This is a genomic window from Flavonifractor sp. An10, assembly GCF_002161215.1.
Lineage (GTDB): Bacteria > Bacillota > Clostridia > Oscillospirales > Oscillospiraceae > Flavonifractor > Flavonifractor avistercoris.
Genome location: NZ_NFMB01000004.1, coordinates 1 through 21106 on the forward strand (window position 1 = coordinate 1; position 21106 = coordinate 21106).

At 67.1% G+C, this 21106-nt stretch carries 18 protein-coding genes; 7 read left to right on the top strand and 11 right to left on the bottom strand.

What is annotated here, in order from left to right:
• The coding region (locus tag B5E42_RS07565) for a CapA family protein (RefSeq protein WP_141242490.1) at positions 1 to 1087 on the top strand (1087 nt) is incomplete at its 5' end.
• Positions 1088 to 1240: 153 nt separating this feature from the next.
• Positions 1241 to 3163: a molecular chaperone HtpG gene (htpG, locus tag B5E42_RS07570; RefSeq protein ID WP_087238304.1), complete on the top strand. Its 1923-nt coding sequence runs from the start codon at positions 1241 to 1243 to the stop codon at positions 3161 to 3163.
• Between the two features lie 52 nt (positions 3164 to 3215).
• Here htpG and B5E42_RS07575 read toward each other — a convergent pair whose 3' ends face one another.
• Complete coding sequence (locus B5E42_RS07575; protein ID WP_087238306.1) at positions 3216 to 4514, bottom strand: M18 family aminopeptidase; 1299 nt, start codon at positions 4512 to 4514, stop codon at positions 3216 to 3218.
• A gap of 127 nt (positions 4515 to 4641) precedes the next feature.
• On the opposite strand from B5E42_RS07575, the gene B5E42_RS07580 reads away from it, so the two are divergent.
• Entirely contained in the window at positions 4642 to 5025 is a 384-nt protein-coding gene (locus B5E42_RS07580; RefSeq protein ID WP_087238308.1) for a BlaI/MecI/CopY family transcriptional regulator, read from the top strand.
• Positions 5018 to 8089, top strand: coding sequence for a M56 family metallopeptidase (locus B5E42_RS07585; RefSeq protein WP_087238311.1), 3072 nt, complete (start codon positions 5018 to 5020; stop codon positions 8087 to 8089). Before B5E42_RS07580 ends, B5E42_RS07585 begins: the two co-directional genes overlap by 8 nt.
• Positions 8090 to 8145: 56 nt before the next feature.
• Here the strand turns inward: B5E42_RS07585 and B5E42_RS07590 are convergent, their stop codons facing one another.
• The 4 genes from B5E42_RS07590 to B5E42_RS07605 all read right to left on the bottom strand — a co-directional run bounded on the left by B5E42_RS07590 (position 8146) and on the right by B5E42_RS07605 (position 11895).
• Positions 8146 to 9792: a HAMP domain-containing sensor histidine kinase gene (locus B5E42_RS07590; protein WP_242967059.1), complete on the bottom strand. Its 1647-nt coding sequence runs from the start codon at positions 9790 to 9792 to the stop codon at positions 8146 to 8148.
• Positions 9792 to 10286, bottom strand: coding sequence for a hypothetical protein (locus B5E42_RS07595; protein WP_087238313.1), 495 nt, complete (start codon positions 10284 to 10286; stop codon positions 9792 to 9794). The genes B5E42_RS07590 and B5E42_RS07595 overlap by 1 nt, the downstream gene beginning before the upstream one ends.
• Before the next feature lie 236 nt (positions 10287 to 10522).
• A complete protein-coding gene (locus B5E42_RS07600; protein WP_087238315.1) occupies positions 10523 to 11209 on the bottom strand; it encodes a response regulator transcription factor in 687 nt (228 codons plus the stop codon).
• A gap of 20 nt (positions 11210 to 11229) precedes the next feature.
• Positions 11230 to 11895 (bottom strand): ubiquitin, encoded by a 666-nt coding sequence (locus B5E42_RS07605; protein ID WP_087239059.1) that lies wholly within the window; start codon positions 11893 to 11895, stop codon positions 11230 to 11232.
• A 197-nt stretch (positions 11896 to 12092) separates the two neighbouring features.
• Here B5E42_RS07605 and B5E42_RS07610 point away from each other — a divergent pair, with 197 nt between their 5' ends.
• The 3 genes from B5E42_RS07610 (at position 12093) to B5E42_RS07620 (ending at position 15150) form a co-directional block, all read left to right on the top strand.
• Positions 12093 to 13262 (top strand): hypothetical protein, encoded by a 1170-nt coding sequence (locus B5E42_RS07610; protein ID WP_087238317.1) that lies wholly within the window; start codon positions 12093 to 12095, stop codon positions 13260 to 13262.
• Between the two features lie 68 nt (positions 13263 to 13330).
• Positions 13331 to 14500, top strand: a complete 1170-nt coding sequence (locus B5E42_RS07615) for an aminotransferase class V-fold PLP-dependent enzyme (protein WP_087238319.1) — start codon at positions 13331 to 13333, stop codon at positions 14498 to 14500.
• Positions 14501 to 14580: 80 nt separating this feature from the next.
• Complete coding sequence (locus B5E42_RS07620) at positions 14581 to 15150, top strand: helix-turn-helix transcriptional regulator (protein ID WP_087238321.1); 570 nt, start codon at positions 14581 to 14583, stop codon at positions 15148 to 15150.
• 321 nt (positions 15151 to 15471) lie between these two features.
• Here the strand turns inward: B5E42_RS07620 and B5E42_RS07630 are convergent, their stop codons facing one another.
• The 6 genes from B5E42_RS07630 to B5E42_RS07655 form a co-directional block, all read right to left on the bottom strand.
• The gene (locus B5E42_RS07630) at positions 15472 to 15915 is read right to left on the bottom strand and encodes a transposase (protein ID WP_087238325.1); all 444 of its coding nucleotides are present in this window, start codon (positions 15913 to 15915) and stop codon (positions 15472 to 15474) included.
• A gap of 63 nt (positions 15916 to 15978) precedes the next feature.
• Positions 15979 to 16737 (bottom strand): MBL fold metallo-hydrolase, encoded by a 759-nt coding sequence (locus tag B5E42_RS07635; protein ID WP_087238327.1) that lies wholly within the window; start codon positions 16735 to 16737, stop codon positions 15979 to 15981.
• A gap of 26 nt (positions 16738 to 16763) precedes the next feature.
• Positions 16764 to 17885, bottom strand: a complete 1122-nt coding sequence (locus tag B5E42_RS07640) for a cysteine desulfurase family protein (RefSeq protein ID WP_087238329.1) — start codon at positions 17883 to 17885, stop codon at positions 16764 to 16766.
• Positions 17886 to 17980: 95 nt separating this feature from the next.
• On the bottom strand, positions 17981 to 18493 hold the full coding sequence (locus B5E42_RS07645; RefSeq protein ID WP_087238331.1) for a hypothetical protein: 513 nt from the start codon (positions 18491 to 18493) through the stop codon (positions 17981 to 17983).
• A gap of 93 nt (positions 18494 to 18586) precedes the next feature.
• A complete protein-coding gene (locus B5E42_RS07650) occupies positions 18587 to 20593 on the bottom strand; it encodes a hypothetical protein (RefSeq protein WP_087238334.1) in 2007 nt (668 codons plus the stop codon).
• Positions 20590 to 21078: an RNA polymerase sigma factor gene (locus B5E42_RS07655; protein ID WP_087238336.1), complete on the bottom strand. Its 489-nt coding sequence runs from the start codon at positions 21076 to 21078 to the stop codon at positions 20590 to 20592. Before B5E42_RS07655 ends, B5E42_RS07650 begins: the two co-directional genes overlap by 4 nt.
• Positions 21079 to 21106: the final 28 nt, after the last annotated feature.

The window sequence follows — 21106 nt, forward strand, 5'->3', positions numbered from 1 at the left end:
GCCCACGCCAACCCCCACGCCGTCCCCCACGGTGGCCACCCTGGCGGTGTGCGGCGACATCATGAGCCACATGCCCGTCACCAACGACGCCTGGGACGAGGGGCAGGGGAGCTACGACTACTCCCCCATCTTCGCCCAGGCCGCGCCCTACCTCCAGGCGGCGGACTACGCCGTGGCCAACCTGGAGACCACCCTGTCGGAGGCGGGGCCCTATTCCGGCTACCCGGCCTTCAAGTCCCCCGCCGCCCTGGCCGGGGATCTGGCGGAGGCGGGCTTTGACCTGCTCCTCACCGCCAACAACCACTGTTTAGACCGGGGCTGGGACGGCCTGGTGTCCACCCTGGACGCCCTGGACGGCGCCGGGCTGGCCCACGTGGGCACCTACCGCTCGGCAGAGGAGCGGGCGGAAAACACCATCCACGTGGCCGACGTGGGGGGCATCTCGGTGGCCTTCCTGGGCTACACCTACGGCACCAACGGCATCCCCGTCCCCCAGGGGCGGGACTACGCCGTCAGCCTGTTCAACACCGACTACATGACCACCCTCTCCACCCCGGATACCGATAAGCTGGAGGCGGATCTGGCCGCCGCCCGGGCCCTGGACACGGATCTCATCGCCGTGATGATCCACTGGGGGGTGGAGTACCAGACCACCCAGAACTCCTATCAGGAGGAGCTTGCCGACCTGCTGATTTCCAACGGGGCGGATCTGGTGCTGGGGGGCCACTCCCACGTGCCCCAGCCCATCGAGCAGCGCACCGTCACCGGCTGGGACGGGTCGGAGCGCACCGGCTTTGTGTGCTACTCCCTGGGCAACTTCATCTCCTCACAGGTGGATCCCCTCACCGACACCACGGCGGTGCTCACCGTGGAGCTGACGAAGGACAACGCCGCCGGGAAGGCCTCCGTCACCGGCTGGGACTATGTGCCCATGCTCATGGTGCGCCGGGACGGGACGGAGCGGGTGTTCACCCTCACCGACGCGTCCTCCATCCCCGCCGGCGCCGACAGCGCCCTGGCCGCGCGGCTGGAGGAGGCCGCCGCCAACTGCCGGGAGATCCTGGGAGAGCCCCGTACCGGCGGCTGAAATTGTAAACAATTTTTGAACCCTCTTGAAATTTTCGGTTCGAAGGACTATGATAGCGTTAGCACTCGGAAACTTTGAGTGCTAACGCTGCTCTTTATTTGTAGGGCGCGGCATCCCTGACGCGCCGACTTTTTCACATAGGAGGCAACAACCATGGCAAAGAAACAGTTCAAGGCCGAGTCCAAGCGCCTGCTGGATCTGATGATCAACTCCATCTACACCCACAAGGAGATCTTCCTGCGGGAGCTGGTGTCCAACGCCAGCGACGCCCTGGACAAGCTGGCCTACAGGGCCCTCACCGACGACAAGGTGGGGGTGGATCGGTCGGAGCTGAAGATCACCCTCACCCCCGACCAGATTGCCCGCACCCTGACCATCAGCGACAACGGCATCGGCATGACCCGCGAGGAGCTGGAGAGCAACCTGGGCACCATCGCCCGCAGCGGCTCCCTCCAGTTCAAGCAGGACATGGCCGCGGCCGAGGGGGACAAGCCCTCTGACGTGGACATCATCGGCCAGTTCGGCGTGGGCTTCTACTCCGCCTTCATGGTGGCCGACAGGGTCACCGTCACCTCCCGGGCCTACGGCGCCGATGAGGCGTGGCAGTGGGAGTCCACTGGCGCCGACGGGTACACCCTCACCCAGTGCGGGAAGGACACCGTGGGCACCGACATCGTGCTCCACATCAAGGCCAACACCGACGACGACAAGTACGACGAGTACCTGGAGCAGTACCGCCTGGCGGAGCTGATCAAGAAGTACTCCGACTACGTCCACTACCCCATCGTCATGCTCATGCACAAGTCCCGCCAGAAGCCCCGCCCGGAGGACGCCGGCGACGACTACAAGCCGGAGTGGGAGGACTATGACGAGTGGGAGACCCTCAACTCCATGGTGCCCCTGTGGCAGCGGCCCAAGAGCGAGGTGAAGCCCGAGGAGTACAACCAGTTCTACAAGGAGAAGTACGGCGACTGGGAGGATCCCCTCAGCGTGATCCACGTGTCCGCCGAGGGCGCGGTGGAGTACAAGGCCATGCTCTATATCCCCTCCCACGCCCCCTTTGACTTCCACTCCCGGGACTACCAGAAGGGCCTGCAGCTCTACTCCTCCGGCGTGCTCATCATGGACAAGTGCGCCGATCTGCTGCCCGACCACTTCCGCTTTGTGAAGGGCGTGGTGGACTCCCAGGACTTCTCCCTGAACATCTCCCGGGAGATGCTCCAGCACACCCGCCAGCTCAAGGTGATCGCGGGCAACCTGGAGAAGAAGATCAAGGCCGAGCTGCTCCGCCTCCAGAAGGACGAGCGGGAGAAGTACGAGACCTTCTGGAAGGCCTTCGGCACCCAGATCAAGGTGGGCGTGGTGTCCGACTACGGCATCCACAAGGAGCTGCTGAAGGATCTGCTGCTCTTCTTCTCCTCCAAGGAGGGCAAACTCACCTCCCTGGCTGAGTACAAGGCCCGCATGCCCGAGGAGCAGAAGTATATCTACTACGCCTGCGGCGAGGACGCGGCCCAGCTGGACAAGCTGCCCCAGGCCGAGCGCATCCGGGACAAGGGGTACGAGATCCTCTACCTCACCGACGAGCCCGACCAGTTCGTGGTGGACGCTCTGGGGGCGGTGGACGAAATCCCCTTCAAGTCGGTGGACGACGCCGACGCCCTCCCCGAGACCGAGGAGGAGAAGGCCGCCCTGGAAAAGAAGGCCGAGGAGAGCAAGCCCGTGCTGGACTTCCTGAAGGAGACCCTGGGCGACCAGATCAAGGAGGCCCGGGTGTCCAGGATCCTCAGGAGCGGCGCGGTGTGCCTCACCGCCGACGGCCCCATCACCCTGGAGATGGAAAAGTACTTCCAGCGGGTGGATCCGGAGAACGCCAGGAACATGAAGGCCCAGCGGGTGCTGGAGCTCAACCCCGACTCCCCCGCCTTCGCCGCCCTGCAGCAGGCGGTGGAGACCGACAGGGACAAGGCCGCCAAGTACGCCAAGCTCCTCTATGCCCAGGCCCAGCTGATCGCCGGCATCCCCCTGGAGGATCCGGCGGGATACACCGAGCTGGTGTGCTCCCTGATGCAATAAGTTCATCACAAAACCGGCGCCCCGCGTGGAAACACGCGGGGCGCCGGTTTTGTCAGAACCGATAGATGCCGTCGGCGGTGAGGGTGAACTCCGCCTGATAGAGGGCGGCGCAGGCGCGGGCCAGGTACTCCGGATCCCGGCTGCCCGCCGTCTCCACGGCGGCGTGCATGGCCAGCTGGGCCATACCGATGTCCACCATGGGTATGCTCACCTGGCGGCCCAGGAGGTTGCCCAGGGTGGAGCCGCCGGGCTCGTCGGCCCGGTTGGCGAACACCTGCACCGGCACCTCCGCCTTCCGGCAGATGGCCTGGAACAGCCCGGCGGTGAGCCCGGTGGTGGTGTACTTCTGGCTGGCGGCGACTTTCACCACCACCCCGCCGTTGGGGTAGACCTTGTTGGCCGGGTCGGCCTTCTCGGGGAAGTTGGGGTGGACGGCGTGGCCGTTGTCGGCGGAGAGGAGCAGGCTGTTGGCCAGGGCCCGGCGGGCGTCCTGGGCCGACAGGCCCAGCACCTCCCCGATGCGGGAGAGCACGTCGGGCAGGAAGGTGCTCAGGGCCCCCTGGCGGGTGCCGCTGCCCACCTCCTCGTTGTCAAAGAGGCAGTAGATCTGCCCGAACCGCTGGCTGCCGCCAGCGGTGAGGAAGCCCTCCAGCGCGGCGTAGGCGCAGCCCAGATCGTCGATGCGGGGGGCCTGGAACAGCTCCCCCTCCGGCCCCAGGTACACCGGCCGCTGCCGGGGGCAGAGCATCAGGTCGGTGGACAGGATGTCCCCCGCCTCCACCCCCAGCTCCTCCGCGATCAGGGCGGTGAGGGGCGTTCCGCCGGAGAGGGCGTACAGGGGCTGCATGTCCTTCTGAGCGTTGTAGTCGTGGCCCTTATTCACGTCCCGCTGCTGGTGGATGGCCAGGCTGGGTATGGTGAGCAGATCCTGATCCAGGTATACCAGCCGGCCCTCCACGCCCTCGCCCGTGCGCACAATGGCCCGCCCCGCCACGGTGAGGGGGCGATCCAGCCAGCTGGCGCAGTTCATGCCGCCGTAGCCCTCCACCGACAGGCGGATGTAGCGGGAATCCCCCTCCAGGGCGTCGTTCTTCACGTGGAAGGTGGGGGAGTCGCTGTGGGCGGCGGCCAGGCGCCACCCCTCCGGCGCGCCCTCCGGAAGGCGGAAGGCGATCAGGCTGCTCTGGTTGCGGGTGGTGTAGTAGCCCCGCCCCCCCTCCAGCGTCCAGGGGGCGCACTCCTCCAGCCGGGTGAAGCCCGCCTCCTCCAGCAGGACGGCGGCGCTGTGCACCGCGTGGTAGGGGCTGGGGCTGTTTTCTATGTACTCCATGAGCAGATCTGTGGTCTGCATGGCAATCCCTCCTTTGTTCCCCCACATTATACGATATTCCGCCCCAAAAGAAAAGGTTGACATTGTCTGCCTTCTGTGATACATTACAGGTAGACAAAGTCTGCCTTTTACGGAATGAGGTGATTGCATGGAGCCGGTACGGCTGACGGGTACGGAGTGGGCGGTGCTGGACTGCCTGTGGGAGAAGGCTCCCCAGACCATGACCCAGCTGGCCCGCACGCTGTCTGCGCGGGAGGGCTGGGCCAAGGGCACCACCACCACGGTGCTCAAGCGGATGACCGACAAGGGCCTGCTGGCCTGCACCCAGGAGGGGCGGGCCCGGCAGTACGCCCCGGCGGTAGACCGCCGGGCCGCCGTGGTGGGGGAGACCCGCAGCTTCCTCCGCCGGGTGGGGAAGGGCAGCGTGGAGCTGCTCATGAGCGCCGCCGCCCAGCCCGAGGAGCTGAGCCAGGAGGAGCTGGACGCCCTCTACGACATTTTGAAGGGACTGGAGGAGAGCCGCCATGACTGAGTGGATCATCACGTCGTCCCTGCTGATTCTCATCGTCCTGCTGGTGCGCCGGATCTTCCGGGGGAAGCTGTCCCTGCGGCTGCAATACGCCCTGTGGCTGGTGGTGCTGGTGCGCCTGCTCATCCCCGGCACGGTGGCCCAGACGGGCCTGAGCGTGCTCAACTACCTGCCCCGGACGGAGGTGGAGGTGAGCCAGGGCACCGTCACCGCCCCCGCCCCGATTGACGGCGGCGGCGTGCAGACGCAGCCAGCCGAACCGGCGGGGGACGGAGAGGCAGATCCCGTCCAGCCCGCCGCCCCAGCGGAGCCGACGGGGGAGGGGGAGCCGATCCAGACGCCCTCCCCGCCGGAGCCCATCCCCTGGCAGGGGGTGCTCACCGCCGTGTGGCTGGCGGGTGCGGCGGCTGTGGCCGCCGCACTGGTGATCTCCAACCTGCGGTTCTACCTCCGCCTGCGGCGGGTGCGGCGGGCCCATCCAATTCCGGGGCTGGCCGTTCCGGTATATGTGGCCCGGGGGCTGCCCTCCCCCTGCCTGTATGGCTTCCCCCGCCCGGCGGTGTACCTGACCCCCGCGGCGGCGGAGGATCCGGCGGTGCTGGGCCACGTGCTCTCCCATGAGCTCACCCACCGCCGCCACGGCGACCACGTCTGGGCGGTGCTGCGGGGGGCGGCCCTGGCTCTCCACTGGTACAACCCTCTGGTGTGGCTCTCCGCCGCCCTGTCCAAGCGGGACGGGGAGCTGGCCTGCGACGAGGGGGCCCTTCGGCACGCGGACGGCCCCACCCGGGCGGCCTACGGCCGGGCGCTGATCCGGCTGGTGACCACCAAGCCAGCACTCACCGACCTTTTCTGCTGCGCCACCACCATGACCGCCGGCAAGTCCGGCCTGAAGGAGCGCATCGCCATGATCGCCAGGAGGCCCAGAACCCTGCTGACCGCCTTTGCGGCGGCGGCCTTTCTCGTGGGCCTGGCGGTGGGGTGCACCTTCACCGGCGGGCGGAGCGACACCTGGGAGCCCCTGTCCGACGAGGAGCTGGCCTGGTTCAACGGAGACGAGTTCTTCAACGGGGACTACCTGAACATCCGCAACCAGTTTTTGAGCTCCACCTATGAAAATCCGGAGGACGTCGACCTGTTTGAGCTGTTCTACTGCGGGGACGGGGCCGCCAACTACGCCGATGCGCCGGAGGGCGTGGACGCGGCGGAGCTGGAGGCCGCTATGCTGGCCGCTATAGGGGGAGAAGACCCCGACTGTCCGGCCACCATTCTGACCACCGCCCGGATGGACGCGGTGCTGGAGGAGTACCTGGGCCTCACCCTGGACGAGACCAACCAGGTGGGGCTGGACAATTTTACTTATCTGCCCGAGTATGATATTTACTACTATTTCCACGGAGACACCAACTACCGCGCCTCCGTCACGTTTACCAGCGGGGAGCGAAACGGCGATCTTGTGCGCCTGATCTACGACGCCACCTTCCTGGTCGATGATCTCAAAGAGGTCACCCTGCGGGAGCACGGGGACGGCTGGCGGTTTGTGTCCAACCTGGCCGTGGAGGAGGGGGACAGCGTCCCCCTGGAGAGCCGCCTGGCCGCCCTGCCGGGCAGCCTGCCGGACAGGGTGGTGGTGGTTGAGCCGGGGGACGTGACCGAAAACAGCTCCGGCGTGCTGGCCTCCTACTACTACGAGCCGGACTACAACACCGAATGGGGCGGCTGGATGCTGGACGTGGCCCGCAATACGCCGGTGGAGTTTGAGCAGTCTTATACTACCTGGGACTTGATCGGGGGCGCCTCTTACCTGGGGCGGGACGCGGACTGGTACTATGTGTGCCTCACCCCCACCGATGTGAATTTCGACCCCGAGCATATGGAGGGCTATCAGAACACGGAGGAGACGCTTACGGCGTGGCTGGAGAAGCTGGCCGCCGATATCGGCCTCACCCCCTTGGAGGAGGATCTCTTTTATCAGCGGGTCAGCATGAACCTCTCCTATCAGGAGGGGGAGCACTATACGGTGCGCTACTATCCCTATTACGGCCTCAGCGGCTATGAGGAGCAGGCGGACACCGTGTACACCCTGGTGCTCTCCCAGCCCGTCACCCAGGGAGAGGACGGGATCTGGTGCGTGGATCGCTGGTACGATGACGCCGGAAACAAGCATCTGGTGATCCCGGAAAGTGACCAGACCATGGACGAATACTACGCATCCCTTCAGGCCGCCTGCGACGAGGGGCACCGGCCCGGCCTGCTGGATCCAATGCAGGTAGCCCTGGAGTTTGAGCAGGCGTATACCGACCGGGAGCTGTCCCTGGATGCCTTCGCCCTGGAGGGCCCCACCGACATTGCGGACACCTTCGACCTCTACCTGGCCACGGCGACGCTAAAGGCAGAAAGCCCCTCCACCGCCCTGACATGGCTCTTCAGCAAGGACGATCCCCTCGAGTTCTGGGGGCACAAGGACGGGGCCAGCGGGCCGGGGATTGAATACCTGTACCAGTCGGAGCTGGACACGGTGCGGGCTTGGCTGGACGAGTGCACCTGGGAGGTGGTGGAGCAGGTGGACTGGACGGAGGAAGAACCGCCGGCCGGCGAGCCCCCCTACGGCAACTACCACGTCCGCTTCCAGGGCATGGGGCTGGACTATCTGTCCCTGTCCTGGGAGTCGCCCTATGCCCAGGTCTGGATAGGTTCAGACAGCCGGATCTGGCGGTGCACCAGCGGCTACGACCAGCTTTACACCCGCCTGGCCTATCTGTGGGAGACCAAGGCGGCCGCCGGGTTCCCGGAGATGTTCCAGGGCTGGTTCCTGGAGCGGGAGGGGGATCCCATCCCGGGGGGAGAGGCCCTGGCCGCGGCCATCGACAGCCTGTCCTGGACGCCCGGCGAGCCCGCTCCGGAGGGAACGGAGGGGATCTTTGTGGACAGCCCGGATCACTATGTCAACATCACGGTCTATCCCGGCAATCTGGTCTACTATTATATGGACGACTGCTGGAACTACTGGTTCCAGGGTACGGGGGAGACCGACCTGTATGCCCTGGCGGCGGAGTATGGGACATAACGGCATAAAAGAGCCGGGGGCGGAGAATTTCTCCGCCCCCGGCTTGTTCTGATGGATTACGCGGACTGCTGCTCCTCCTCGTCCTCGGCGTTGCCGCCCAGGGCGGCCAGGGGGAGCACGATGGTCATGCGGGTGCCCACGCCGGGCCAGGAGCGCACCTCGAACCAGCCGCCGTGGCGATCCACGATCCACTTGGCGATGGCCAGCCCCAGGCCGGTGCCGCCGGTCTGGCGGGCCCGGGACTCGTCGGTGCGGTAGAACCGGTCGAAGATGTGGGGCAGGCTCTCCGCGTCGATGCCCTGGCCCTCGTCCTGGACGGACAGGCGGGCGAAGCCGTCCTTCACCCCGGCGGACAGGGTGATGCGCCCCCCGGCGGCGGTGTACTTGATGGCGTTGTCCACCAGGATGCGCAGGGCCTGCTTGGTCAGGCCCACGTCGGCCCGCACGGGCACCGCCCCCTCCCACCTGGCGGCAAAGGTGTGGGTATGGTCGATCATCTCGGTCTCCTTGAGCACCTCGGCGGCCACCTCGGTCAGGTCGAACATCTCCATCTGGATGTGCATGGAGTCGTTGTCCCCCCGGGCCAGGAACAGCAGCTGCTCCACCAGCTCCTTCATGGAGTCGGCCTCGGCCCGGATGGCGTCGATGGCCTCCTGCCGGGTGGCGGGGTCGTCCTTGCCCCAGCGGTTGAGCAGGTTGGCGTACCCCTGGATCACCGCGATGGGGGTGCGCAGCTCATGGCTGGCGTCGGAGACGAAGCGCATCTGGGAGCGGTAGGCCTCGTCGATGCGGTCCAGCATGGCGTTGATGGCCTGGGCCAGGGTCTGCAGCTCCCGCTGGGTGCCGGAGACCGACACCCGCTGATCCAGATGGGTGGCGTTGATCTCGTCCAGCTTGCCCGCCAGGGCCCGCAGCTCCTCCGGCGACATGCGCTCGGCCTGGTTGAGCTTGGCCGCGGTGGCGGCCAGCTCCTGAATGGGGCGGAGCACCTTCTTGATGGAGCCGGCGTTCTTGAACAGGTTGGTGATCAGGCTGACCAGCTGGCAGATGAGCAGCACCCGGGCGGCGAACACGAAGATGGCCGCCGGGCTGCTCAGGTCGATCTGGATGGTGTAGGGGTCGCCGTCGTGGGGCAGATAGAGGGTGTAGCTGGTGGTGTCCCCGGTGGAGAAGGTCACCAGGAAGAGCAGATCCACCGAGCCCGGGTTGAACCAGCGCACGCCGCCCTCGGTCTCCGCCGGGGAGGGGAGCCAGCCGGGCAGGCGGAAGCCCAGGGGCGCCAGGGCGCTGCCGGCCTCGGCCGCCTGTCCCGCCGTGCCCCCGGTGATCACCACAGTGCTGGCGGTGCTCTCCGCCGGGGCACTGGTGTCTGTCGGCATATCCGTCACCACGGCGGACTCGTCGGTGACCAGCCAGCCGGCCTCCAGCTCCTCCGGCGCGCCGGCCACCACGGTGTAGCTGCCCGCGCCCATCCACTCGGTGGCCTCCGCCGTGGGCACGCCCCGCTCCTCCACCAGGGCGCTGATCTGGGCCGCCTGGCCCTCCGCCCACACGAACAGCCCGCCGCAGAACAGGAGGGTGAGCAGCAGATCCATGGTGAAGTAGATGCCCAGCAGCCGGAAGAACAGCCGGGTGTTGAGCCGGGCCACAATGGAGGACTTGATGCGTCCGGGAGGCCTCCGTTCCGCTTGCTTTTTTGCCATTACGATCCCTCCAGCCAGGCCAGCACCGGCGCCAGCGCGCCCTCGTCCACCCAGTCGCCCCCGTGCCGGAAGGCCTCCTGCATGACGGCCTCGTTCTCGTCCTTGGGCGGGTGTCCGGTGACCGCCTTTGTCATGGGGGCCATCATCAGCTTGTAGGGGCCGGGCAGCTTTTCCGGGGCGTAGCCGCCCCGCAGGTAGAAGAAGGGGAGCCCCTCCAAGTGATTCTGTCCGGCCAGCTTGTTCACCACTTCCGGAGAGGACGGGGCCATGCCCACGGCGCAGACGGCCCGCACCGCCAGGCGCTTCCGGGCCTTCTTCAGCCCCTTGATCCCTCCGGCGCAAAGCCAGCCCAGGTAGACCACCCCCGTCCCGGCGGGCAGCTCCTTCGCCCGCTCCAGAGCCAGGCAGGGCAGTCCGGTCTTCCGGGCAAGCAGCTGGGCGTACCGGGCGGTGAAGCCGGTGGCGCTGGTATACACAATGGCGGATGCGGTCATAGCAAATACCTCCCCCGGGCGGAATGTCTCCGTCCACAGATGGTCAGGAGCCTCGCAGAGTTCGCGCCTGAAGGCGCGAATAGGATGAAAATCTGTTTTCAGCCGCGACATGCGCGTGGCTGAAAACACATCTCAGCCCGCAAGTGTGGGGTTTGTCCGCATACAGCGGGCAAACCCTGCGCGCGGCGGGCTGCGGCCTTCTCAAAAAAGCGGCTCCGCCGCTTTTTTGACGGGTTTTATTCCTCCCGGATCACGTACCCCACGCCGCGGACGGTGTGGATAAGCTTGATGCCGAAGTGCTCGTCGATCTTGGAGCGCAGGAAGCGGATATACACGTCCACGGCATTGGTCTCCCCCACGAAGTCGAAGCCCCACACGTGATCCAGCAGGGACTCCCGGGTGATGACCTTCTCCTTGTTCTCCAGCAGGTAGCGCAGCAGATCGAACTCCCGCCGGGTGAGCTCCACGTTCTCGCCGTCCACGGTGACCTCGTGCCGGTCGGTGTCCATGGACAGGGGCCCGGCGGTAAGCAGGCTGCGGGGCGGCTCCGCTGCCTGGGCGGGACGCTTGCGCAGGGCCGCCCGGATGCGAGCCAGCAGCTCCTCAATGGCGAAGGGCTTGGTGATGTAGTCGTCCGCCCCCATGTCCAGGCCGGACACCTTGTCCACCACCGTGTCCCGGGCGGTGAGCATGATGACGGGCATCTGGCTCTCCTTCCGCAGGCGGCGGAGCACCTCCATGCCCGACAGGGCGGGCAGCATGATGTCCAGCAGCACCAGGTCGAATTTCCCCGACAGGGCCAACTCCAGCCCCGTGCGACCGTCAAAGGCCTTCTCCACCTCATAGCCCTCGTACTGGAGCTCCAGCTCCACCATCCGGGCCAGCTTTTCCTCGTCCTCCACCAGCAGAATCCGTTCCGCCATGTGCCTCTCTCCTCACTTGCTTACTTGCCTTTTCTGTGCCGGGATCTGCTAAACTCCTTTTTGAACTGCTCCCGCACCTGGCCCACCGCGTCCCGCACCGAGTCGGACACCTGGTTTGCCACCTCGCCCACCTTGTTCCTGTCCAGATCCGGGCCGGAAAACCGGTACCGGCACCCGAACAGCAGGCCGATGACCAGCAGGGGCAGGGAGATCCAGTAGGCCAGCACCACCAGCAGGATCAGGATCAGCACCGGCAGGGAGGTCATCCGCTCCCCGCCGCGCCACACCTCGAACTGGTTCACCGTGCAGTGGCGCAGCAGATCCGCCGCCGCCAGCAGCAGCTCCTTTAACTTTGTCCCGAATCCGGAGCCCTCCCGGCGTCCCCGCTGCCGCCGCCTTCCGCCCACCGTCAGGGCCAGGCCGAAGAAGCGGGGGCGCTCCCCGGCCGGCACCTGGGACGGAGCGGGCCCGCCGGCGGGCGGCGGGGACGGGGCATCCTCTCCGCCGGGCCGGGTGGTGAAGAAGGCGCCCCGGGCGCCGTCGGGGCGGAGCTTACCCGCCCGCTCCAGGGAGATCAGCGCGTCCAGCAGACCGCCGCCGCTGTCCTCCAGGGCGGCCCGGGCCTCCTCATAGGACACCTCCGCCCGCGCCCGCAGGGCCTCCACCTGCTCCAGGGTTACCGCCATGTGCTCCACCATCCTCTCCGGCTTTTCTGGATGTATTATATCCCCATGGGGCTGGGAATGGAATTTAGGTTTCCTTAAAATTTGATGAAAGGGAATCCACCCCATGATACCACGCCGGGGCCGCCGGCGCAAGGCACCCTTTACCCGCCGCCCGATCCATGCTATAATTGTCCCATCCAAACAGGGGAGGTGGGGCCATGGCCCGCAGAGGAAAACAGATCCTGTCCGCGGTGTGCGCGCTCGCGCTGCTGTGCGCCCTTGTGCTGCCCGCGGCCAGGGCGGACACGCCCACCATCTACCTGATGGCGGAGAACGACCGGATGCTCACGCTCCCCCTGGACGCCATGCCCGCCTGGGTGGGCGGGGTGCTCTATGTGCCCTATCTGGCCTTCGACCGGACGGTCACCGGGGTCAACCTGGGGGTGTCCTACGGGCAGGAGCACACCGAGAGCACCTACACCTTCACCCTCTACAGCCTGCGGGGCACCCTGGTGTTCGATCTCAACGCCGGCACCTGTGTGGATCAGCTCAACGGCACCTCCCTGGACATGCGGGCGGTGCAGCGCAACGGCCGGGTGTTTCTCCCCCTGGCGGGTGTGTGCTCCTTCTTCGGCCTGAACTACACCTATACCCCCACCCAGTACGGCACCCTGATCCGCATCACCAACGGACAGGAGTGGCTGAGCACCCAGGACTTTGTCTCCACCGCCAGCGGCGACGCCATGCGCACCCGCTATTACGAGTACCTGCGGCAGCTGGAGGGGGACAGCCAGGAGACCAGCACGCCCCAGACCCCGGGTGAGAGCACCGGGGGGGAGACGGAGCAGGAGGGCCTGCCGGTCTATCTGGCGGTTCAGTGCACCGGCGCCGGGGGGCTGGAGAGCATCCTGGACAGCCTGGATGACCGGGGCGCGCGGGCCCTGTTCCTCTTCCAGGGGGAGGCCCTGGCCGATTCCGCCGACCAGCTGCGGCGGCTGGTGGGCACCGGCCACGCCGTGGGCCTGTCGGTGTCCGGCGCCTCCCTGGAGACGGCCCGGGCGGAGCTGGAGGAGGGTACCGCCCTGCTGGAGGAGCTGGCCCACCTGCGGCCCCACACCGTCTATCTGGAGGACGCCGCCGCCGGCGTGGCCGACGCCCTGGAGGCGGAGGGCTGGGTGTGCTGGACGGCCAATGTGGACGCCCGGGACGACGGGCGCAGCGCCAGCACCCAGGCCACCGCCCTGCTCCAGAACCTGGAGGGGCGGCGCAGCACCGCCCGGGTGCTGCTGGACGACAGCACCGCGTGTGCGTCCATGCTGGAGCGGGCCCTGCCCCGGATGAGCCGGTCGGACTACCAGTTCCGGCTGGCCCTGGAGACGCGCATCTGAATCAAAACGGACACGCAGGGGCGGGCGGGATCTTCCGTCCGCCCCTGCGGCATGGAGGGCGAGCGCCTATGGACAAGACCATCTACCTGGACAATGCGGCCACCTCTCTCCCCAAGGCCCCCGGTGTGGGGGCGGCCATGGCGGACTACCTGGAGCATGGGGGCTGCAACATCGGCCGGGGGGGCTATCAGCGGGCCTGGGACGCCGCCGGCGGGGTGCTGGCGGTGCGGGAGAAGCTGTGCGCCCTGGTGAACGGCCCGGATCCCCGAAACGTGTGCTTCACGCCGGGGGCCACCTACGGCCTCAACTTCCTGCTCCACGGCCTGTTGCGGCCCGGCGACAAGGTGCTCACCTCCCCCATGGAGCACAACGCCGTCCTGCGGCCCCTGGAACAGCTGAAGAGCAGAGGGGTGGAGGTGGAGTATCTGCCCTGTACAGACCGGGGAGAGCTGCTGCCGGACGGCCTGGCGGAGCGCCTGACGGAGGATGTGCGGGCGGTGGTGCTCACCCACGCCTCCAACGTGTCGGGCACCCTGTTTCCCATCGGACAGGTGGGCGCCCTGTGCCGGGAGCGGGGGAGCTTCTTCCTGGTGGATGGAGCCCAGACCCTGGGCGCCGTGCCGGTGGACATGGCGGCCATGGGCATCGACGGCCTGGCCTTCCCCGGCCACAAGGGCCTGCTGGGCCCCCAGGGCATCGGCGGCCTGGTGGTGACGGACGCCCTGGCCGCGGAGCTGGAGCCCCTGGTGTCCGGCGGCACGGGGAGTTTGTCGGAGTCCCTGTCCATGCCCCCCTTCCTGCCCGACCGGCTGGAGCCGGGCACCCTGAACCTGCCCGGCATCTTCGGCCTGGGGGCCGCCCTGGACTATCTGGCGGAGCAGGGCGAGGCGCTGCGGGAGCGGGAGCGGAAGCTCTCCCGCCACCTGTGGTACCGGATGAAGGAGCTGGAGGAGGACGGCCTGCGGGTGCTGGGCACCGACGACTGCTTCAACCGGGCGGGGGTGGTGTCGGTGGACTTCCTCCGCACCGACAACGGGGAGATGGCCTTCCGGCTGGAGCGGGAGTACGGCGTGCTCACCCGGGTGGGGCTCCACTGCGCCCCCCTGGCCCACAGGACGCTGGGCACCTTCCCCCAGGGGGCGGTGCGCTTCTCCGTGGGGCCCTTCACCACCTTCGCGGAGATTGACACCGCCGCCGGGGCGGTGGAGGCGCTGCTGACGGAGGCCCGCAACCGATAGTTGCGGCCGTGAAAGCCAGAATAGGTGGCCGTCCGGCGGGGAAACTGATAAGATAGCATCCGAAGAGAGGAGGCCTGTCCATGAACATCGAGATCGCCAACCGGCTGGTGGAGCTGCGCCGCGCCCACGGCTATTCCCAGGAGGAGCTGGCCGGCAGGCTGGGGGTGAGCCGGCAGGCCATCTCCAAATGGGAGCGGGCGGAGTCCTCCCCGGACACCGACAACCTGATCGCCCTGGCCCGGCTCTACGGCATCTCCCTGGACGGCCTGCTGCTCCACACGCCCGCCGGGGGCGCGGCGGCCCAGGCCGCGCCGGAGCCGGAACCGGAGGCAGAAACGGCCCCGGACAGGGACACAGAGGCGGAGGAGGTCTTTGCCGCCGCCTCCGCCTGGGACGCCGCCGAGAAGGCGGAGCGGAAGGCCCGGAAAAAGGAGTGGAAAAAGTGGAAGGAGCGGCTGCTGTGGCTGCTCACCCTGGTGCTGATGGTGGCCCTGCCCAATCTGACCAGCGCCCTGGGGCTGCAGGAGGTCTACGCCCTCATCGTCACCATGGTCTACCTGCTTACCGGATTTCTGCTGGACAACTGGCACCCGGGGTGGATGCTGTTCCTCACCATTCCCCTCTACTATTCTTTCCTGTATCTGCGGTAAAAAAGACGGATTTCCCAATACGGGAAATCCGTCTCAGCCTGTCGAAAAAGTCAAGTATAAGCTTAATCTCATTAAGATAAGTGTTCCAACGCAGCTGGCTCCGGGGGAGGAGTTCGGAGCTGGCTTAGCAAATATACGCGACAAGAAAGAGGGCATGGCAAAAGCGGCGTTGAAGCGGTAGAGATGCTTGCCCTCGGTTGCGTAAAACAGCATGGAGACGAAGCAGAGCGGCGAAATTATAGAGCGTCATTTTGGCGAAGATCTCCTGCTCAATGAATGGGCGCTTTTTGGCATGAAAGTGCGTCAATGCCAGGGTGTACTTTAAGTCCTGAAAAGATGTCTCGATTCCCCAGCGTTTGTGGTAAAGCGCACGGAGAAGCGGTCTGGGGGAAGGTTGGCGATCACGGCCTTATACAGGCCCTCTTTGACTGCAAATCCGACCACGCGGAAGGAGATGGGATGCGACGAATCGCTTGTATTTCTGATATAATCGAAATGAACCTTGCTGGGAATCCAACGGTATCTCTGAGGCTCTCGGCGGATACGGTTGGTAAGGTGTTTGTACAGAAAATAACTGAAAACGACATCGAATTCCGGCGTATCAGGCAGCTTAAGCCCTGAAAGTATGCCGCGCTTCTCTTTTGCGCGGATCAGATAGTTCCGTCTCTTCTGCTCTATTTGAGCTATGTCGTTGTATGCCTCATGGCCGCGGTCCGCTATAAGGATGGCCGGTTCTTTGATCCGGAACCGGTCAACCGGTTCCACAAGCGCCCGAGATCCGTGTTCCTCATCTTAATGAGATTACGGCTTTGCCGGAGGTTTTGACTTTTAATCGGGGTACTCAAACACCGCGCCGGCGGTGAGGGGACGCAGGCGGTCTCTCAGCTCCTCCGCCAGCAGGGCGTAGGCGGGGGCGCCGGTGCAGTGGCCGGTGCAGATCTCCCCCACGTCCAGCTCGTCCCGCAGGCGGCTGGCCAGGGCCCGCACCTCCTCCGGCGCGGGGCCCAGGGTGGCCGTGCCGCCTTTCCCCATCAGGTGGAAGCCCCCCAGCACCGCCCGGATGGGCCGGCCGGGGAAGCGGGCGCGGAGGTCGGCCAGAATGTGATCCACGCCGGCGTGACAGCAGGAGTTGAGCACCACCAGCCCTTCGGCCGTCTCCGCCGCCAGGGACTGCTCGTGGCGGACGGCATCGGGGATCAGGTGGAGCCCCTCCACCAGCGCCCGGGGGCCGTCGGCCAGGTCAAAGCGGCGGGCGTGGCGGCGGAACAGGCCGGGGTTGAGCCCCACGTGCTCCCCGTCCAGTACGTCGTCCTCCCGCACGGCGGGGCGGGCGCAGATCTGCGCCGTCCGGTTCACCCGGAAAAAGGCGGTGAAGCCGTCTCCGTGGTCGTAGTGGCCGTGGGACAGGGCGGCCGCCTCCACCCGGGACAGATCCACCCCCAGCCGCTGGGCGTTGAGCAGGAAGGCCCCCGACTCCCCGGCGTCCAGCAGATAGCGGCCGCCCCGGTACTCCAGGTAGAAGGACAGGCCGTGCTCCGCAACCAGCCCTTCGGGGGCGGAGTTCTCGATCAAAACCGTGATACGCATGGGGCAGGGCTCCTTTCCAGACAGAATTACAGGGAGACGCGGGAGGCGGTGATCTGCCTCAGGCCGTCCACCAGGGCATCCACGTCCTCCCTGGTGTTGTCCGGGCCGAAGGAGATGCGCAGCACCCCCATCAGGGTGCGCTTGGGCAGGCCCAGGGCGGCAAACACGTGGCTGGGTTTGCCCTTGTGGCAGGCCGAGCCGGAGGACACATACACCCCCAGGTCGGACAGAGCCCGCACCAGCATCTCGCTTGGGTAGCCGGGCAGGGACACGGCGCAGATGTGGGGGGCGTCCCCCCGGCTGACGATCTCCAGGCCGGGGAGGGCGGAGAGAGATTCCAGGGCGTATTCTTTCAGCGCGGAAATACGAGCGGGATAGTCCTCCTCCCATGCGTCACAGGCGGCGGCCAGGGCGGCGATCTGGGCGGTGGGCTCGGTGCCGGAGCGCAGACCGCCCTCCTGTCCGCCCCCCAGCAGCAGGGGCTTCAGGTTCAGGCCCTTCCGGATGTACTGCACGCCGATGCCCTTGGGGGCGCGGAGCTTGTGGCCGCTGAGGGTGAGCATATCCACCCCCAGCCGGGCCGGGGTGAAGGGCACCTTCAGAAACCCCTGCACCGCGTCACAGTGGAGCAGGGCGGGGGAGCCGGCGTCCCGGATGGCCTGGGCCGCCTGGGCCACCGGCTGGAGGGTGCCCAGCTCGTTGTTCACCAGCATCATGGACACCAGTACCGTGTCCTCCCGCAGGGCGGCCCGCAGCTCGTCCACGGACACGCGGCCCGCCCGGTCTGGCTTGAGATAGGTCACCTCATACCCCTGGGCGGCCAGGGCCTTCACCGGCTCCAGCACGGCGGCGTGCTCGATGGCGGTGGTGATGATGTGCCTGCCCCGCCGCCTGCCGTGCTCCGCGGCGGCCCGGACGGCCCAGTTGTCCCCCTCGGTGCCGCAGGAGGTGAAGGTGAGCTCCGCCGGGTCACAGCCCAGGCGGCGGGCGACGGCGGCCCTGTGCTCCGCCACCCGGGCGGCGGCGGCCTGACCCGCGGCATAGCGGGCGGAGGGGTTGCCGTACCCCTCGGTCATGGCCTCCAGGGCGGCCCGGGCGGCCTCGGGGCAGACCCGTGTGGTGGCGGCGTTGTCTAAATAAGCGGGCATGAAACAGTCACCTCAGAGTATAGTTGCAATTATTCTATGCCCCGCCGGATATAAAGTCAAGGCCCGGCCCCCCATCAGGGGCCGGGCCTGTATGTTTAATAGGTGAAAGTGCCGTATGGATCTTGGGTGGAGACAGCCCGCTCCGGCAGGGTGGACACCAGGTTGGTCACCGCCTCGGCGGGGAGGCTGTAATAGCTCCACAGCCGGATATCCCCGGGGGCGTAGCCGTCGTAGAAGGCGGCCCGGCCGTCGGCGCAGAGGTAGAGCTCGTAGCGCTCCCCAAAGCGGAGGGCCAGCTCCGCCCCCTCCGGCCGGAAGGACTCCGCGGGAGTCCAGCTGTCCGCCTGGAGCAGCGCCCCCAGGCCGGAGCCCTCCGACACTTCGTAATGGGCGCCCGCCTCCAGCCGGGCCAGGCCGCCGCTCTCCAGCTGCTCCGCCGCGGCCTGGGGGCTGAGGTTGGGGTTGCCGTGGCGGAGCGCCGCCGGCCAGCCGAACAGGGAGCACCAGAACCAGAAGCACCCGAAGGCCAGCAGGGCCAGCCCCAGCAGCACCGCGGCCAGCAGCCGGGCGGTTTTCCGCCGGATGGCGGCGGCATCCTGTTCTGTCATTGGCGATCCCTCCTTTTTCCCGCAGTATACCAGAATACGGAGGGGCAGGTGTGAAAAAACCGTGACGGATTTCTGACGATTTGCGGAAGAAGCTCAGGAGGGGGTGCGGTGTACCTCCGTGTCGTTGGCGTACATGCGGAAGTCCAGCCCGTCCACGGCGGGCACGTAGGCCGCGGCCACCCCGGTGAAGCGGGAGACATCCGCCCCATCGCCCATCCACTCGGCCAGATAGGCATCCCAGTAGTCCTGGGTGAAGAGGATGCGGTACACCGGCTGGAAGAAGGCCTGGTAGTCCTCAGCGGCGTACTCCAGCGTGACCTGCAGGATCTCCGCCCGCTCCGGATAGGCCGTCTCCATGGTGCTCCAGTAGTCGCCGGAGCGGAATTGGGCTACCGCCTCCGCCGCCGTACAGATGGGATAGGTGTCCCAGATGTACGCAGGCGGAAGCATCAGCCGGGCGCCGCCGCTTTCCGTGGTGGAGAAGCGGAGGAAGCTGTAGTTGTAGAGCTGCTGCTCCAGAGAGGCGCCGGGGTCGTCATAAAACCAGCTCCGGCTGATGCTCTGCGTGCCGTCGTAGCTGTATTCCTCCACAGTCTCCGTGCTCCACAGGGCGGAGTCCGCCGCCGTATCGTACAGGCCGTACAGGGCCTCCGGCGGGGGCGCGTCTCCCAGAAGATCCAGGCTGTACAGTCCGTAGAGGCGGAGGGTGGAGCCATCGGCGCAGTTGGCCCACAGGGAGGGGGACCACCCCTGGGAGGGCTCCGCCGTGCCCTCATACCACCGGCTGGAGGTGATGGTCAGTCCCAGCTCCCCGGCCAGGGCCTCCATGCGGAGTGTCTGCTGGCCCTCGGTGGGCTTCTGGTTGTAGTAGACCGGCAGCTCGGTGAGCTCGTCCAGGCGGCCCTCCGTGGGGTTGCTGCCCATCTGCTGGGCAGGATCCTCCACGATGGTGATCCAGCCCCCGGCGTCGGACAGGCTCCACACGTCATCCGTGACAGCAGGCGTGCGGTGGAGATCCCTCCCCTCATCGGAGCGGTATTGGAAGGTTAGCCCCTCCACCGCGGGGACATAGGCCACCGCCGCCGGGATCATCCCTGCGGGCCACGCGGCGTAATCCGAACCCATCCAGTTTGTGCCGTCCTCATAAACCTCCCAGTAGTCCTGGGTGAAGTAGATGGCGTAGACGGGCTGGAGCTGCTCCATATAGGGCTCGGTCAGATAGGTCAGGCGCACCTCCAGAATCTCCGCCCGCTCCGGGTAGGCCGTATGCATGGCGCTCCAGTAGTCGCCGGAGCGGAAGAGGGCCACGGCCTCCTCTGCGGGGCGGATGGAATAGCGGGTGTATGCCTCCGGAATGACCGTACAGTCGCAGTAGGACAGATCCTCGGCATAGCTCATGTCCAGAAAAGCCTCCGCCAGGAACTCCTGCTCCAATTCGCTCTCCCCGGCGGGGGTGTTCAGGACTTCGAGCGCACTTTGAACGGTGTCCGCGTCCGAGCCGGGGGGTAGCTCCACGTGGAGATCGGTACGCCCCTGGAGGGTGAGCTCCGAACCGTCGGCCAGGACGGCCTGGTAGCGGCCGCAGCCCTCCCCCGCGTCCCAGCTGTCGCTCACCAGGGAGGTGCCCAGGGCCCCGGCCACCCGCTGCCCGATGGGGCGGGCATCATCCAGGCCGGTGGTTCGGTTGTCGTAGACCGGCAGGCTGGTGAAGGCATCCAGATAGCGCCCGGCATCGGGAGCCGCCGTACGGTCGGAGGGGAAATAGGTCATGCTGAAGGTGGAGCCGAGCCAGTAGGCGGCGTCGGGCAGGAACCACACGTCGTCGGGCGGGGTGTAGACCGGCGCGGGGGTGCGGGCCACGCCGCCGGGGGTGTGGACGGGTGCCACCGTCCCCTGCCGGGGCAGGTTCCACCACACGGCCCCCAAAAAAACCGCCACAAACACCGCCGCGGCTGCGGCCCAGCGGAGGGGATGGCGGGCGGGCCGGGCCCGGCGCGTGCCTGCGGCGGCCTCCTCCATGGCGGCCAGGGTGCGCCTGCGCCAGGCGGGGGAGGGGCGCAGGCCGTTCATGGCCCTGCGGTAGTCGTTGACACGGCTCATGTCCATTCCTCCTTCAGCGCGTCTTTCAGCTTCTTCCTGGCCCGCTGGAGCCGGGAGAGCACCGTGTTCCGGGGACAGCGGAGGATGGTGCCGATCTCCTCGGCGGTGTAGCCCTCGATGTAGTGGAGGTACACCGGCCAGCGGTACTTGGCGGGCAGGGCGGCCACCGCCTCCAGCACACCCGACTCCGCCGCCGCCGGAGCGGGGGCGTCCCACCCGGGCTCCAGGGGCACGGTGTGCCGCCGCCAGGCGGAGGTGCCCCAGCTCCTGCACCGGTTGGCGGTGGCCCGCACCAGCCAGGCGCGCAGGTGCAGCTCGTCGGTAAAGCGGGGGTCGGACTGGATCAGGCTCACGAACACCTCCTGGGCCACGTCCTCCCCGTCCACAGGGCTGCCGGTGCCCTGCACCGCCAGACGGTACACCAGGGCGCCGTAGCGATCCAGGATCTCCTCGCAGGAGAGGGGGACGCCGTTCAGCGTGGGCATGCTGTTCACTCCCTTCTGTTTAGAATAG